We start from the raw sequence: 13,782 nt of genomic DNA, 5'->3' as shown, positions 1-13,782 counted from the left end.
TGATTGGCGTTGAACGTGCCCTGTTGGTACAGCTCCGTGGCTGTACCTCGAGTTGTTTGAAAAACAGGATCATTTGAAAAATGGCCACATACGAAATCCTGATTGCCGATGACCACCCTCTTTTCCGTAGCGCCCTGCATCAAGCGTTGACCCTGGGCCTGGGCCCGCAAGTCCGTCTGGTGGAAGTGGCAAGCATTGCCGAACTGGAAACCCGTCTGGACGAGAAGTCCGACTGGGATCTAGTGCTGCTGGACCTGAACATGCCGGGGGCCTACGGTTTTTCAGGGCTGGTGTTGTTGCGCGGTCAGTATCCGCAGATTCCGGTGGTCATGGTGTCGGCTCAGGAAGAAGCCTCGATCATGGTCAAGTCCCGTGAGTTTGGCGCCAGCGGCTTCATCCCCAAGTCCAGTGATCTGAGTGTCATCCAGAAAGCCGTGCGCGCGGTGCTCGATGGTGATGTGTTCTGGCCGCCCCAGGCGTTCGAGGCGGTCAGCGTTTCCGCCGAAGCCAAGGCCGCCAGCGAAGGCCTTGCGAGCCTGACGCCGCAGCAGTTTCGTGTGCTGACCATGGTCTGTGAAGGCTTGTTGAACAAGCAGATTGCCTACGAGCTGAGCGTTTCCGAAGCGACGATCAAGGCCCACGTGACGGCGATTTTTCGCAAGCTGAATGTGCGGACCCGGACCCAGGCGGCGTTGCTTCTGCAACAACTTGAGTCAATTTCGAGCTAAGCAGGCGCGGCGCGTTCACGCTTTTTTGACTTGGCTTACTCTAGCTTTCCCACTTCCTTTTTGGTCAGTTGCCTAATTTATGTCACCTTTCAAAGGCCAAACCGGCCTGAAACGCATCCTCAACGCCTCCGGTTATTCGCTGGACGGTCTGCGTGCAGCCTTCACTGGCGAAGCGGCCTTTCGGCAACTGGTATTGCTTAACGTCATATTGATCCCGCTGTCGTTCTTCCTGAACGTCAGTCGCGTCGAGCAGGCGTTGCTGATTGCAGTCTGTCTGTTGGCGTTGATTGTCGAATTGCTCAATTCGGCCGTGGAAGCGGCCATCGACCGCATTTCCCTTGAGTTGCACCCGTTGTCCAAGAACGCCAAGGACATGGGCAGCGCTGCTCAGTTAGTGGCGTTAACCATGATCGGGCTGGTGTGGGCGGTCATCCTGCTTTAAGCGATGGTAGGCAGGACGATCTCGTCGCTGCGCTGAACCCCGGCGGTGAAAGCGCGGCACAGGTCGAGGAATTCACGCATCGCCGACGTCTGATATTTCTGTTTGTGCCAGATGAAATAGAACTGCCGCGCCAGATCCAGATCCGGCGTCTCCACCGCCACGAGACTGCCGCGACGGAATGCGTCGCGCAGTGCCAGGCGAGAAATGCAGCCAATCCCCAACCCGGACTCCACCGCACGCTTGATCGCTTCGGTGTGTTCCAGTTCCAGCCGGATATTCAGCGAGCTGCGATGGTGACGCATGGCCTGGTCAAAGGTCAGTCGCGTGCCGGAGCCCTGTTCCCGCAGAATCCAGGCCTCGTGGGTCAGCTCTTCCATGGTCGCCGTGCCGCGCTTGGCCAGTGGGTGCTGGGGCGCGCAGAACACCACCAGTTCATCCTCGACCCAGCTCTGCACTTCGATGTCTGGATGACTGCAGTCACCTTCGATTAGACCCAGATCAATTTCATAGTGGGCGACCTGCTGCACAATGTTGGCAGTGTTCTGCACGTGCAGCTTCACCTGGCTTTCCGGATGGCGCTGCATGAAGCTGCCAATCAGCAAGGTGGCCAGGTAATTGCCGATGGTCAGGGTCGCGCCGACCGCCAGAGAGCCGAATCCGGACTTGCCATTGAGCAAGTCTTCGATTTCCTTGGACTGGTCGAGCAGCGCCACCGCTTGCGGCAGCAGCTGTTTGCCGAGGGCATTGAGACTCAGCCGTTTGCCGGCGCGGTCGAACAGCTGGCAGCTGGACTGGCGCTCTAGCTCGGTGATCGAGGTGCTCGCCGCCGATTGCGAGAGGTTGAGCAGACCCGCAGCACGGGATACGCTTTCCTGCTGGGCGACGGCGACGAATACTTGAAGTTGACGGAGAGTAAATCGCATATCGATATAACCGATAACCCTTATCTTAATAATCCAGTTAACAGATATTGTGGCTGCCATTAGAATGCGATGCAATTGCGCACAGCAGCTCATTTTTTTGCAGAGCCGGCGCAGAGCTCGCGCAGACCAATCTCCAGGAGTCCCACGTACATGAGCAACATGAACCACGAGCGTGTCCTCAGTGTTCATCACTGGAACGACACTCTGTTCAGCTTCAAGTGCACCCGCGATCCGGGCCTGCGCTTCGAGAACGGTCAGTTCGTGATGATCGGCCTGCAACAGCCCAACGGCCGGCCGCTCATGCGCGCTTACTCGATTGCCAGCCCGAACTGGGAAGAGCATCTCGAGTTCTTCAGCATCAAGGTGCCTGACGGCCCGCTGACTTCCCAGCTGCAGCATCTGAAGGAAGGCGACGAGATCATCATCAGCAAGAAGCCTACCGGCACGCTGGTGCTGGACGACTTGAAGCCTGGCAAACATTTGTACCTGCTGAGCACCGGTACCGGTCTGGCGCCTTTCATGAGCGTCATCCAGGACCCGGAAACCTACGAGCGTTTCGAAAAAGTGATCCTGTGTCACGGCGTACGTTACGTCAACGAAGTCGCTTACCGCGAATTCATCACCGAGCACTTGCCGCAGAACGAGTTCTTCGGCGAGGCCCTGCGTGACAAGTTGATCTACTACCCGACCGTGACCCGCGAGCCGTTCGAGAACGAAGGTCGCCTGACCGACCTGATGCGCAGCGGCAAGCTGTTCAGCGACATCGGTTTGCCACCGATCAACCCGCAGGACGACCGCGCCATGCTGTGCGGCAGCCCGAGCATGCTCGACGAGACCAGCGAAGTGTTGAACAGCTTCGGTCTGAAAGTGTCGCCGCGGATGCGCGAGCCGGGTGATTACCTGATCGAGCGAGCGTTCGTCGAGAAGTAAGCAGCGCTGCAATCCATGTGGGAGCGAGCTTGCTCGCGATAGCGGACCGTCAGTCAACGTCATCGTTGAATGTTTCGCCGCCATCGCGAGCAGGCTCGCTCCCACATTGGTTTGGTGGCGACCATAAAAAGCCCGCGTTGCCTGTAATGGCAGCGCGGGCTTTTTCGTTTTTGGCGTTCAGACGTTCGCGGGAATGACTTCCAGAACGCGGATCAGGTCAGGCGTCGGGTAATGCCAGCGCACATCCACATCCCAGAACTGCGCACCGTATTCCCGTTCGGGTGTAGGAATCTGGTACGCCGGACGTGGGTCTTGTGCCAGGCATTGCTCGATCAACTCCACCAGCGGTTCTTCAAGGCGCTGAGCATGGCCGTGAGCCTGTTGCAGTGCTGAATCCGTCCACTGCACGGGAATCAACTGCGGCGCGGCGCTGGCGATGCGGTTGGAGGCCGTGTCGATGATGTCGGCGTAAGGCACGTAGGGCTTGATGTCGAGAATTGGCGTGCCGTCCAGCAGGTCAATGCCGGATATCCACAGGCGATTGGCTTCAACCTTGTCCAGCTTCACCACGGATTGGCCGATGCCATTGGGCCGATGCGTCGCGCGGGTGGCGAACACACCCATGGATTTGTTACCGCCGAGACGAGGAGGGCGGACTTTCAGTCGTGGCTTTTCTTCCAGGGCCTGGTGAAACAGGAACAGCAGCCACACGTGGCTGACCTGTTCCAGACCTTGCACCGCATCGCCCTGATCGAACGGCGCCACCAGTTCCAGCACGCCGCGAGCGGCCGGAGCCAGTTGTGGCTGGCGCGGGATGGCGAACTTCTCCTTGAAACAGGAGCGCACAAAGCCGATGGGGGAAACGCTGTAGGTCATGGTCTGGGGTCGAGGCGGGGTGAGGGTGGGCATGATAACCCACACAATGATCGTTCCCACGCTGCGTGGGAATTGCCTCAACAGACGCTCCGCGTTCGCTTTGGAAGGAACGCGGAGCGTCCCGGGCTGCATTCCCCCGCGGAGCGTGGGAACGATCATCAATCACCGCGATTGAGCCTGTTCCACCAACCACCCCATCAAGTCGCGCAATTTCGGCGAGGGTCCGGGTTTTTCGGGGAAAACCAGGTAATACGCGAGCCCGGTCTTTACCTTCAATTCAAATGGCATGACCAGCCTCCCGGCACTCAAATCATCGCCGATCAACGACCAATCCCCGATCGCCACGCCGGTCCCTTGGGACGCCATCGACATCGCCAGGTCCAGCGTTTCGAAATGCTGACCCTTGCCGACATTGCTCAAGCGAATATCCGCCGTGGCCAGCCAGGCTTTCCAGTCCCGTTCATCCCGGGTCGGGTGCAGCAACATGTGCTGCTCCAGATCCTGCGGCGTCATCAGCGGCACTGGACCTTCCAGCAGAGGTTTGGAGCAGACCGGTGTCAGTTGCTCATCGAACAAATGAAAAGAGGCCAGCGCGCTGTCCGGCGGTGCGCCGTACATCACCGCGGCATCGAACTGCTCGCGATGAAAATCCACGCCGTGCTTGACCGTGGTGGTCAATTCCACTGGCACATCCGGGCGTTCCCGTTGCCACTGCAACAGCCGTGGCAACAACCAGCGCATGACACACGTCGGGGCCTTGAGTTGCAGGGTTTCGCGCTTCTCGCCGATCTGCTCCACGGCCTCGTCGATCAGGCCGAAAACCTGCTGCACCCGTGGCAGCCATTCCCGTCCTTCGGCGGTCAGGCTCAAGCCCCGCGCCTGGCGAATGAACAGCTCATAACCGAGGTGATCTTCCAGCCCGGCGATCTGCCGGCTCACCGCGCCTTGGGTGATGTGCAGCTGTTCGGCGGCCCGGGTGAAGTTGCAGCACTGCGCGGTGATCAGAAAAGTGTGCAGCGCCGGCAGGGGAGGCAGTCGTTTCATTGGGATCCAAGGTATGACGTGAGGACATGGCTAGTATGACTTTTTATCCATTGTTGCGGCTACGTGTCGCCCGTTCCAATGAGGCCATCCCTGGACTTGCCGACCCATCATAAACACTGCGCAGGTCCGGCGTCTCAAACGAACAAGAAGGGCAAAGACATGGCGACGTGCGGCGAAGTATTGGTCAAGTTACTCGAAGATTACGGGGTCGAGCAGGTGTTCGGCATTCCCGGGGTTCACACCGTGGAGCTGTATCGCGGGCTGGCCCGTTCGAGCATCAACCACGTCACTCCGCGGCACGAACAGGGCGCCGGTTTCATGGCCGACGGTTACGCTCGCACCAGCGGCAAACCGGGCGTGTGCTTCATCATCACCGGCCCAGGCATGACCAACATCACCACCGCCATGGGCCAGGCCTATGCCGACTCGATCCCGATGCTGGTGATCTCCAGCGTGCAATCGCGCAGCCAGTTGGGCGGCGGTCGCGGCAAGCTGCACGAGCTGCCGAACCAGAGCTCATTGGTCGGCGGCGTGGCGGCGTTCTCCCACACCTTGATGTCGGCGGCTGAATTGCCGGGTGTCCTGGCGCGCGCTTTTGCGCTGTTCCAGGCCGGCCGTCCGCGCCCGGTGCATATCGAAATTCCGTTGGACGTGCTGGTCGAAGAGGCCGATGACCTGCTCAACAGCGTACCGGTGAACATCGACCGCGCCGGTGCCTCGCCGAGCGCCATCAGCCGCATGACCGCGCTGCTGGCCGGTGCCAAGCGCCCACTGATTCTCGCCGGTGGCGGCGCCATCGATGCCGCCGCCGAGTTGACTGAACTGGCCGAACGGCTGGACGCCCCGGTGGCCCTGACCATCAACGCCAAAGGCATGCTCGAATCCAATCACCCGTTGCTGATCGGCTCGACCCAAAGCCTGGTCGCGACACGTGCTTTGGTGGCTGAAGCTGACGTGGTACTGGCAATCGGCACCGAACTGGCCGAAACCGATTACGACATCACCTTCGCCGGCGGTTTCGAAATTCCTGGCGTGCTGCTGCGTGTGGACATCGACCCCGACCAGACCGTACGCAACTACCCGCCGAAAGTTGCGTTGGTAGCCGACTCGCGCAACGCCGCCCAAGCCTTGCTGAGCGAACTGTCCCACCACTCGCTGGCCGAGCGCCGCAACGATTGGGGCCAGGTGCGAGCTGCGCGTTTGCGCGATGAATTGGCCGCATCCTGGGATGCCCCGACGTTGGCCCAGACCCGTTTCCTGGAAACCGTCTTGCACGAACTGCCAAACGCAGTCTTCGTCGGCGATTCGACCCAACCGGTGTATACCGGCAACCTGACCTTCAACCCGGAACGCCCGCGTCGCTGGTTCAATTCGTCCACCGGTTACGGCACCCTCGGTTACGCCTTGCCGGCCGCGATTGGCGCCTGGCTCGGCGGCAATGTTGAAAACGGCGCACGTCCTCCAGTGGTGTGCCTGATCGGCGACGGCGGCCTGCAATTTACCCTGCCGGAACTTGCCAGCGCCGTTGAAGCTCGCACCCCGGTGATCGTCCTGCTGTGGAATAACCAGGGCTACGAAGAGATCAAGAAATACATGGTCAACCGCGCCATCGAGCCGGTCGGCGTGGACATCTACACCCCGGACTTCATCGGCGTGGCCAAGGCGCTGGGTTGTGCAGCCGAAGCCGTCTGCGGTGTCGAGCAACTGCGCAGCGCACTGCGCGCCGCCACCGATCGCCAGGGTCCGACCCTGATTGAAATCGATCAGACCCAGTGGATGAAGGTGGTGTCGAAATGAGTTTTCCAATCACTTTGGATGGCCTGTACATCAACGGCCAATGGTCCGCCGGCAACGAGCATTTGCGCGTGATCAACCCGGCGACCGAAGCGCTGTTGACCACCGTGAATGGCGGCGATGAACGCGCAGTCGAGCAAGCCGTTACTGCTGCGACCAACGCCTTCAAGCAATGGTCGACAACCACTGGCGCCGAGCGCGGGGCGATCCTGCGCAGAATCGCCGCGGGTGTGCAGGCCGGTCGTGAGCAATTGATGAAATTGCAGTCGAGCAACAACGGCAAACCACTGTTTGAAGCGGCCATCGACGTCGATGACGTGATCGCCACCTTCGAGTACTACGCAGGTTTAGCCGAAGGGCTCGATGCCAAACAAGACAGTAACGTCGAGCTGCCAACCGACGACTTCAGCGCTCGTGTGCGCCGCGAGCCGTGCGGTGTGGTCGGCCTGATCGTGCCGTGGAATTTCCCCATGGTCACCACCGCCTGGAAACTCGCCCCGGCCCTGGCCGCCGGTTGCTGCGTGGTACTCAAGCCGTCCGAAGTGACGCCGCTGCCGGAGCTGGAACTGGCGACGATCATCGCCGAGGCCGGTCTGCCAAACGGTGTGTTCAATCTGGTTTGCGGCACCGGCCTGGCCGTCGGCGCGCCGCTGTCGGCGGATCCGCGCATCGCCAAGATTTCCTTCACTGGTAGTAACGCGGTGGGCGTGCAGGTGATGCAGCGGGCGGCAGAAACCGTGAAGGGCGTGAGCCTTGAACTGGGCGGCAAATCCTCGCTGCTGGTGCTCAAGGACGCGGACATCGAGCTGGCCGTGGAAGTGGCCTGTGGTGGTGGTTTCTTCAACGCCGGGCAGATGTGTTCGGCCACCAGTCGCGTGCTGGTGGCCGATGAACTGGCGGACGAATTCCTCATCCGTTTGAAGGCCCGCGCCGAAGCCATTCGCGTGGCCGACCCGTTCGACCCGAACGTGGAAATGGGCGCACTGGTCAACCAGGCGCAATACCAGCGCGTGCTCGGTCACATCGATCGCGGTTTGAGTGCCGGCGCCAAACTGGTGTGCGGCGGCAATCGTCCGGCAGACCTGCCTCGCGGTTATTTTTTACAGCCGACGATTTTCACCGATGTGCCCTCAGGCAGTGCGCTGTGGTGCGAAGAGATCTTCGGGCCGGTGATCTGCGTGCGCAGTTTTGCCAGCGAAGCCGAGGCGATTGCCCTGGCCAACGACAGCCAGTTCGGCCTGGTGGCCAGTGTGGTCACGCGCGATGCCGAAGCGGCCGATCGGGTCGCCAACGCTTTGCAGGCGGGGCTTGTGTGGATCAACGCCCCGCAAGTGATCTTCCCGCAGACCGCCTGGGGTGGCTACAAACAGAGCAGCATCGGTCGCGAATTGGGGCCGTGGGGCTTGCAGGCTTTCCAGGAAATCAAACACGTGATTCGGGCTGTCTGACGGCACGAAAAAGGTGAGCGCATGCCTCGTGATGAGGCATGCACTGGCGTCATGGCTTCGATGAGTTTTTATCGATAGTCAGGTGTTTTACACGACCTCAGGATGAACTCGCTGGCTCAGCCAAACCCCCGAAAATACGGGGGCTAATGCTGAATCGGTCGCGCGGATGCAACAGTTTCGACCTGCCTTATACCTACAAAAACAAAGGGAGTCCGTAATGGGCGAACATGATCTGAACAGACGTCAATTCATCAAGACCGTAGGCGTAGCCTCGGTGGCAGCGGCCGCCATGAGCATGCCGTTCATCAAGGCCAATGCCAGCGACACACGCTTCCAGGGCAAAACCCTGCGCTTGCTGACTTGGTCCGATGACACCGGTTTGGCAGCCCTGCGCAATATCGCCGCGACCTTCGAAGCCAAGTACGGCTGCAAAGTCATCGCCGACCGCACCGGCAGCACCTCGGAAATGGTCGCCAAACTCAAGGCCGGCGGTGATCGTCCGCAGTACGACATCATCACCCTGGCAGGCGTCGGCGCCGAAGGTCTGGCCGCCGCCAACCTGCTGGAAAAACCCGACCTCAACCGCATTCCCAACCTGATCGACGTACCGGAGAAATACCGCACCGGCGCCAACGGTCACGGCATCGGTTACCTGCTGTGGTGCAACAGCCTCGTCTACAGCACCCGCACCATCAAGGAAGCGCCGGACAGCTACGCAGCCCTGTGGGACGCGGAGCTGTCGCCGAACATCTTCCTGCCGCCGCCGAACTGGACCGAAGCGATGGACCTGATCATCATCGCCGCCAAACTGGCCGGTGGTGACGAACACAACATCGAGCCGGGCTTCAAGAAGCTCGCCGAGCTGAAAGATCGCGTAGTGACCCTGGGTGAAAACCCGAACCAGATCGCCGAACTGTTCCGCACCGGTTCGCTGGACATGGGTGGCCTGTACGCGCCGGCGTTTTTCCCGAAACAAATCCGCGATCCGGCTTACGGCCTGGGTGCCACCTTCGGCATGAAGGAAGGTTTCTACACCGACCTGATGCTCTCGGTCATGCCGAAAAGCCGTCCGGGCGATATCGACCTGGCCTATGCCTTTATCAACCACTCCCTGGACCCACTGGTGCAGGGCAAGATGGCTGAGGACATCTACAACGGTCCGGTCAACGCCAAGGCGATCATCTCCGCCGAAGCGCGCAAGAGCCCGTACATCCTCACGCCGGAGCAGATTGCCGAGAAAGCGATCATGCACGACAACGCCTTCCTGGCCTCCGTGCATGACCAATGGATTCGTCGTTACACGGAAATCTTTTCTTCCTGATCGAGTGACGACCACAGGATCTTCAGCCACTGAAGATCCCCTGTGGGAGCGAGCCTTTGTGGCGAGGGGGCTTGCCCCCGTTGGGACGCGAAGCGCCCCTAAATCCTGTCATCGCGGTGCATCAGGTGCACCGCGATGACAGGATAACGACTGCTTCGCAGCCGAACGGGGGCAAGCCCCCTCGCCACAAAGGCTCGCACCCACAAGGGGCCAATGTGATTTCGAGACCTGTGCTTGCTCAGCTGCTTTCCATTGACGAGACCCTTGCTATGGAACACCAACCTCTGACTCATCCTGTTGCCGCCGCTGCAGTGCGCGCCAATCGGGGTGTTTCGCCGACGACGCGTGCCTGGTTTTTCCTTTCGCCGTCGATGCTGTTTCTGGGCGTATTGATCGCCGCCAGCCTGCTGGTACTGCGCATGAGTGTGGGCACCAAAGGCGCGGAATGGACCGGGTTCAGCCTGGCCAGTTACGCCCAATTGCTGGAACCGTATTACCTCAAATCCTTGCTGCTGACCCTGCGTCTGGCGCTGATCAGCGCAGTGATCGCCGTGGTGCTGGCGATCCCGGTGGCCTACACCATGTCGCGGCTGACCTCGCCCTTCGTGCGGCGGATCTTCCTCGCCGCGGTGCTGCTGCCATTGCTGGTCAACCTGTTGCTGCAAAGCTACGGCTGGCTGGTGATTCTCGGTCCCGGCGGGATGCTCAATCAGGCGCTGATGGGCCTGGGCCTGATCAAGCGCCCGATCATGCTGCTCTACAACCAGAACGGCGTGTTGATGGGCCTGGTGCAAACCGCGTTCCCGTTGGCTGTGCTGCCGATTGCCAGCGCCATGCGCGGCGTCGCCCGGACCTATGAAGAAGCCGCCGCCACCCTGGGCGCCAGTCGTTTTCAGGTGTTCCGCCAAGTGGTACTGCCGATGAGCATGCCGGGGATCATCACGGGTGCGACATTGGTATTTGCCTACAACGCCAGCAGCTTCGTGGTGCCCTTGCTGCTCGGTGGTCGACGCGTGCCGATGCTGGCCGTGATGGTCCATGACCAGATCGCCCCGCTGATGAACTGGCCCGCCGCCTCCGCTGCCGGTGTGGTGCTGATTGTCACCACGCTCGCGATCATGACTTTGTCCGAATACATCACTGGCCGTCGTCGGCGCATGCTGGAGGCTTCCCAATGAGCACCCTGATCAAAAAGCGTTATGGGCTGTTGCCCGGCGAGACCGGCAAGTTCGCCGGCATTCTCTCGGGCTTCATCCTGCTGCTGGCGGTGCTGCCGATCCTGACCATGATCGTCATGTCGTTCAGCGGTGCATCGAACCTCGATTTCCCGCCGAGCAGCTACAGCCTGCAATGGTACGAGGCCGCCTGGAACACCTTCGTGTCGCCGGATTCCAGCGATGTGCTGAGCCTGGGCAAAGCCATGACCACCAGCCTGATGGTGGCGTGCCTGACCATGATCTTCGCGACGATTATTGCGGTGCCGGCAGCCTATGCCCTGACCCGTTGTGAGTTCCGTGGCAAGGCGGTGGCGCTGCAATTGATGTCGCTGCCACTGGTGTTCCCGATGGTGGTGTTGGGGCTGGCGTTATTGCTGGTGTTCGACAGCTTGCCGTTCCACATCACGACCTCGCGGTTGGTGATTGCCCACGTGATCCTGGCGCTGCCGTTCGTGGTGAAAAACTGCACCGCCGCGATGCTCTCCATTGGCAGCGAAGTCGAAGAAGCCGCGCAGATGCTGGGCGCTTCACCGACCCGGGCGATTATCGATGTGGTGGTGCCGTTGATGAAGTCGGGGATTCTGGCGGGGATGCTGCTGGCGTTCATCGTCTCGTTCAACGAATTCACCGTGACCTATTTCCTCTACACCATCGACGTCATGACCGTGCCGATCTGGATGTACAGCCGCACCGTGTCTTCGCTCGACCCAACCGTATTCTCGTTTGCCGTGCTGATCGTGCTGATCGACTTCGTGCTCATCTGGGCGCTGGAAAAGTTGGTTGGCGAAGGCGGCGTTTCGTTCTGATTTCTTGAGGTGATTCAAATGACTGGTCTGATTCTGGAAAACGTCGAGAAACATTACGGCTCGGCCTGCGCGGTAAAGGATGTAAACCTGCATTTGCCCGAGGGCAAGCTGGTGTGTTTTCTCGGCCCGTCGGGCTGCGGCAAAACCACCTTGCTGCGGATGATCGCAGGGCTTGAAACCCTGAGCGGCGGAGAGATTCGCCTGGACGGTGAAGACATCGGCCACACCCCGGCGCATCAACGTAATTTCGGCATGGTGTTTCAATCCCTGGCGCTGTTCCCGCACATGACAGTGGGGGAGAACATCGCCTATCCGCTGAAACTGCGTGGCGTCAGCAAGGCTGATCAGCAGGCGCGGGTGGCGGAGTTGCTGCAACTGATTCAGTTGCAGGAAATGATCGACCGTCCGGTGTCGAAACTCTCTGGCGGTCAACGCCAGCGCGTGGCGATTGCCCGGGCGATTGCCAGCCGCCCGAAAATCCTCCTGCTCGACGAGCCACTGTCGGCGCTGGACGCCAAGCTGCGTGAATCGATGCAGGTGGAAATCCGTCAGCTGCAACAACGCTTGAACATCACCACCATCATGGTGACCCACGACCAGCGTGAAGCCATGACCATGGCCGATATCGTCGTGGTATTGGGGGAACATCGGGTGCAGCAAGTGGGCTCGCCGATTGAGATCTACCGGCATCCGGCCAATGAATTCGTCGCGGATTTTATTGGTTCAGGAAACATTTTCCCGGCCACGGCGCTGGGCAACGGCAAGGTCAGCTTGCCCGGTGGCGATGCGCTGCAAGTGCCGATCTGCAGCAGCATTGTGGTCGGTGAGAAAGTGAAGATGCTGATTCGCCCTGAGGACCTGCAACTGTCGCATCCGCAGGCGACGGCGGGTAATCGGCTGCTCGGCAAGGTGACGTTCGTGCGTGATATTGGCGCGACGATTGAAACGACCGTGGAGTGTTCCGGGGTGTCGTTTACGGCGTTGAGTACGCCGTGTCAGGGGTTTGGGTTGAGCATTGGCAATCCGGTGTCGGTGACCTTGCCGGCTGAGGCGTGCCGAGTGTTGAGCGCCTGACTTTAGAGGTGGATTGACTGTACTGGCCTCTTCGCGAGCAAGCCCGCTCCCACAGTTGACCGCGTTCTCATGAACAACTCGGTCTAATGTGGGAGCGGGCTTGCTCGCGAAGGCGTAAGTCGCAGCACCACAAAAACTGAATCAAACCGACAACCGCAACCGCGCCAAATCCCGGAGCGGCGGAGCCCCGAACAATCGGCTGTACTCCCGGCTGAATTGCGAAGGGCTTTCATACCCCACCCGATACCCCGCCGCCGAAGCCTCCAAGCCTTCGGCCAGCATCAACCGCCGCGCTTCTTGCAGGCGCAATTGCTTCTGATACTGCAGCGGACTCATCGCCGTCATCGCCTTGAACCGGTGATGCAAGGTCGACACGCTCAGGTTCACTTCCTTCGCCAGATCATCGATGCGCAACGGCTGTTCATAGTTGCCGTTGAGCCATTTGATCGCCTGGCTGATGCGATGGCTCTGGCTGTTGGCGATAGCGATTTCGTACAGCCGATGGCCCTGTTGACTGCGCAACAACCGATAAAGAATTTCCCGGCGAATCAACGGCGCGAGCATGGCGATGTCTTTCGGCGCATCCAGCAAACGAGCCAGACGCAGCACGGCGTCGAGCATCGCAGTGTCGATCCGTTCGACATACAAGCCGCGCCCAGTCGGTCGGGTGGGCACACCGAGAGGACCGGCATCGGCAATCAGCGCGGAGATTTCCGCCGGGTCGATATCCAGCCGCACCGCGAGGATCGGTTCTTCAGACGTGACGTTCACCACGCGTCCGCTCAATGGCATCGAGACGGAGACCACCAGGTAGTTCAGCGGATCGTAATTGAAGTATTCATCGGCCAGCCTGACCTCTTTACGGCCCTGCGCCATGATGCACAACGCGGGTTGCGCCAGTACCGGGGCAAACTCATGGGACTGGCTATGGCGAGACATGAAGAGCGAGCCGACGGCAGTCGCATAAGTGCCATCGTCCGTCGTGTTGCGGCGAATGATAGCGGCCAGTTCTGCGCGCTGTTTCTCCATGTCGGTGTCCAGCGGGGCTTGAAAATGATCGAGCGACGACATGCAAGGCATCCTCGGTGGGGCGTTGGTAATGAGGTGAGCTTAAGTTTGTGCAAGACGAAGCGGTAGACACATCCTGCCTCAACCTTGCCTGATTCTGCACGGAGTGAA

General features: G+C 60.2%; 13 protein-coding genes. 9 read left to right on the top strand and 4 right to left on the bottom strand.

Annotated features, from left to right (window positions below):
- Window positions 1-80: 80 nt before the first annotated feature.
- Together erdR and BLW70_RS28035 are read left to right on the top strand one after the other, a co-directional pair.
- Window positions 81-728 carry a response regulator transcription factor ErdR gene (gene erdR, locus BLW70_RS28040; protein WP_074879624.1) on the top strand — a complete coding sequence of 216 codons (648 nt, stop codon included), beginning with the start codon at window positions 81-83 and terminating at the stop codon, window positions 726-728.
- A gap of 79 nt (window positions 729-807) precedes the next feature.
- On the top strand, window positions 808-1,170 hold the full coding sequence (locus BLW70_RS28035; RefSeq protein WP_074879622.1) for a diacylglycerol kinase: 363 nt from the start codon (window positions 808-810) through the stop codon (window positions 1,168-1,170).
- Here the strand turns inward: BLW70_RS28035 and BLW70_RS28030 are convergent.
- Window positions 1,167-2,093, bottom strand: a complete 927-nt coding sequence (locus BLW70_RS28030; protein WP_074879619.1) for a LysR family transcriptional regulator — start codon at window positions 2,091-2,093, stop codon at window positions 1,167-1,169. The two genes, BLW70_RS28035 and BLW70_RS28030, sit on opposite strands and share 4 nt — an antisense overlap.
- 150 nt (window positions 2,094-2,243) lie before the next feature.
- Between BLW70_RS28030 and fpr the strand changes: the two genes are divergently transcribed.
- Window positions 2,244-3,023 (top strand): ferredoxin-NADP reductase, encoded by a 780-nt coding sequence (fpr, locus tag BLW70_RS28025; protein ID WP_003443014.1) that lies wholly within the window; start codon window positions 2,244-2,246, stop codon window positions 3,021-3,023.
- Between the two features lie 177 nt (window positions 3,024-3,200).
- Here fpr and tsaA read toward each other — a convergent pair whose 3' ends face one another.
- The gene (gene tsaA / locus BLW70_RS28020; RefSeq protein WP_074879616.1) at window positions 3,201-3,899 is read right to left on the bottom strand and encodes a tRNA (N6-threonylcarbamoyladenosine(37)-N6)-methyltransferase TrmO; all 699 of its coding nucleotides are present in this window, start codon (window positions 3,897-3,899) and stop codon (window positions 3,201-3,203) included.
- A 162-nt stretch (window positions 3,900-4,061) separates the two neighbouring features.
- Window positions 4,062-4,943, bottom strand: a complete 882-nt coding sequence (locus BLW70_RS28015; RefSeq protein WP_074879613.1) for a LysR substrate-binding domain-containing protein — start codon at window positions 4,941-4,943, stop codon at window positions 4,062-4,064.
- 159 nt (window positions 4,944-5,102) lie between these two features.
- Here BLW70_RS28015 and BLW70_RS28010 point away from each other — a divergent pair, with 159 nt between their 5' ends.
- The 6 genes from BLW70_RS28010 to BLW70_RS27985 all read left to right on the top strand — a co-directional run bounded on the left by BLW70_RS28010 (window position 5,103) and on the right by BLW70_RS27985 (window position 12,603).
- Window positions 5,103-6,740: a 5-guanidino-2-oxopentanoate decarboxylase gene (locus tag BLW70_RS28010; RefSeq protein ID WP_074879611.1), complete on the top strand. Its 1,638-nt coding sequence runs from the start codon at window positions 5,103-5,105 to the stop codon at window positions 6,738-6,740.
- Window positions 6,737-8,185 (top strand): aldehyde dehydrogenase family protein, encoded by a 1,449-nt coding sequence (locus BLW70_RS28005; protein ID WP_074879609.1) that lies wholly within the window; start codon window positions 6,737-6,739, stop codon window positions 8,183-8,185. The genes BLW70_RS28010 and BLW70_RS28005 overlap by 4 nt, the downstream gene beginning before the upstream one ends.
- Window positions 8,186-8,402: 217 nt before the next feature.
- Complete coding sequence (locus BLW70_RS28000) at window positions 8,403-9,506, top strand: extracellular solute-binding protein (protein ID WP_050682563.1); 1,104 nt, start codon at window positions 8,403-8,405, stop codon at window positions 9,504-9,506.
- A gap of 269 nt (window positions 9,507-9,775) precedes the next feature.
- Entirely contained in the window at window positions 9,776-10,684 is a 909-nt protein-coding gene (locus tag BLW70_RS27995; RefSeq protein ID WP_074879606.1) for an ABC transporter permease, read from the top strand.
- On the top strand, window positions 10,681-11,529 hold the full coding sequence (locus tag BLW70_RS27990; protein ID WP_074879603.1) for an ABC transporter permease: 849 nt from the start codon (window positions 10,681-10,683) through the stop codon (window positions 11,527-11,529). Before BLW70_RS27995 ends, BLW70_RS27990 begins: the two co-directional genes overlap by 4 nt.
- Before the next feature lie 18 nt (window positions 11,530-11,547).
- On the top strand, window positions 11,548-12,603 hold the full coding sequence (locus tag BLW70_RS27985; protein WP_074879601.1) for an ABC transporter ATP-binding protein: 1,056 nt from the start codon (window positions 11,548-11,550) through the stop codon (window positions 12,601-12,603).
- Window positions 12,604-12,744: 141 nt separating this feature from the next.
- Here BLW70_RS27985 and BLW70_RS27980 read toward each other — a convergent pair whose 3' ends face one another.
- Entirely contained in the window at window positions 12,745-13,674 is a 930-nt protein-coding gene (locus BLW70_RS27980; RefSeq protein ID WP_074879598.1) for an AraC family transcriptional regulator, read from the bottom strand.
- Window positions 13,675-13,782 lie beyond the last annotated feature (108 nt).

The organism is Pseudomonas frederiksbergensis, assembly GCF_900105495.1.
Classification (GTDB): domain Bacteria; phylum Pseudomonadota; class Gammaproteobacteria; order Pseudomonadales; family Pseudomonadaceae; genus Aquipseudomonas; species Aquipseudomonas frederiksbergensis.
Note: the sequence above shows the minus strand (reverse complement) of the source record. Positions and strands in the feature narration are given on the sequence as shown.

What these genes read in the sequence shown, in the direction of transcription:
- erdR (WP_074879624.1), top strand. Translation starts at nt 81, where the DNA reads ATGGCCACATACGAAATCCTGATTGCCGATGACCACCCTCTTTTCCGT.
- BLW70_RS28035 (WP_074879622.1), top strand. Translation starts at nt 808, where the DNA reads ATGTCACCTTTCAAAGGCCAAACCGGCCTGAAACGCATCCTCAACGCC.
- BLW70_RS28030 (WP_074879619.1), bottom strand. Translation starts at nt 2,093, where the DNA reads ATGCGATTTACTCTCCGTCAACTTCAAGTATTCGTCGCCGTCGCCCAG.
- fpr (WP_003443014.1), top strand. Translation starts at nt 2,244, where the DNA reads ATGAGCAACATGAACCACGAGCGTGTCCTCAGTGTTCATCACTGGAAC.
- tsaA (WP_074879616.1), bottom strand. Translation starts at nt 3,899, where the DNA reads ATGACCTACAGCGTTTCCCCCATCGGCTTTGTGCGCTCCTGTTTCAAG.
- BLW70_RS28015 (WP_074879613.1), bottom strand. Translation starts at nt 4,943, where the DNA reads ATGAAACGACTGCCTCCCCTGCCGGCGCTGCACACTTTTCTGATCACC.
- BLW70_RS28010 (WP_074879611.1), top strand. Translation starts at nt 5,103, where the DNA reads ATGGCGACGTGCGGCGAAGTATTGGTCAAGTTACTCGAAGATTACGGG.
- BLW70_RS28005 (WP_074879609.1), top strand. Translation starts at nt 6,737, where the DNA reads ATGAGTTTTCCAATCACTTTGGATGGCCTGTACATCAACGGCCAATGG.
- BLW70_RS28000 (WP_050682563.1), top strand. Translation starts at nt 8,403, where the DNA reads ATGGGCGAACATGATCTGAACAGACGTCAATTCATCAAGACCGTAGGC.
- BLW70_RS27995 (WP_074879606.1), top strand. Translation starts at nt 9,776, where the DNA reads ATGGAACACCAACCTCTGACTCATCCTGTTGCCGCCGCTGCAGTGCGC.
- BLW70_RS27990 (WP_074879603.1), top strand. Translation starts at nt 10,681, where the DNA reads ATGAGCACCCTGATCAAAAAGCGTTATGGGCTGTTGCCCGGCGAGACC.
- BLW70_RS27985 (WP_074879601.1), top strand. Translation starts at nt 11,548, where the DNA reads ATGACTGGTCTGATTCTGGAAAACGTCGAGAAACATTACGGCTCGGCC.
- BLW70_RS27980 (WP_074879598.1), bottom strand. Translation starts at nt 13,674, where the DNA reads ATGTCGTCGCTCGATCATTTTCAAGCCCCGCTGGACACCGACATGGAG.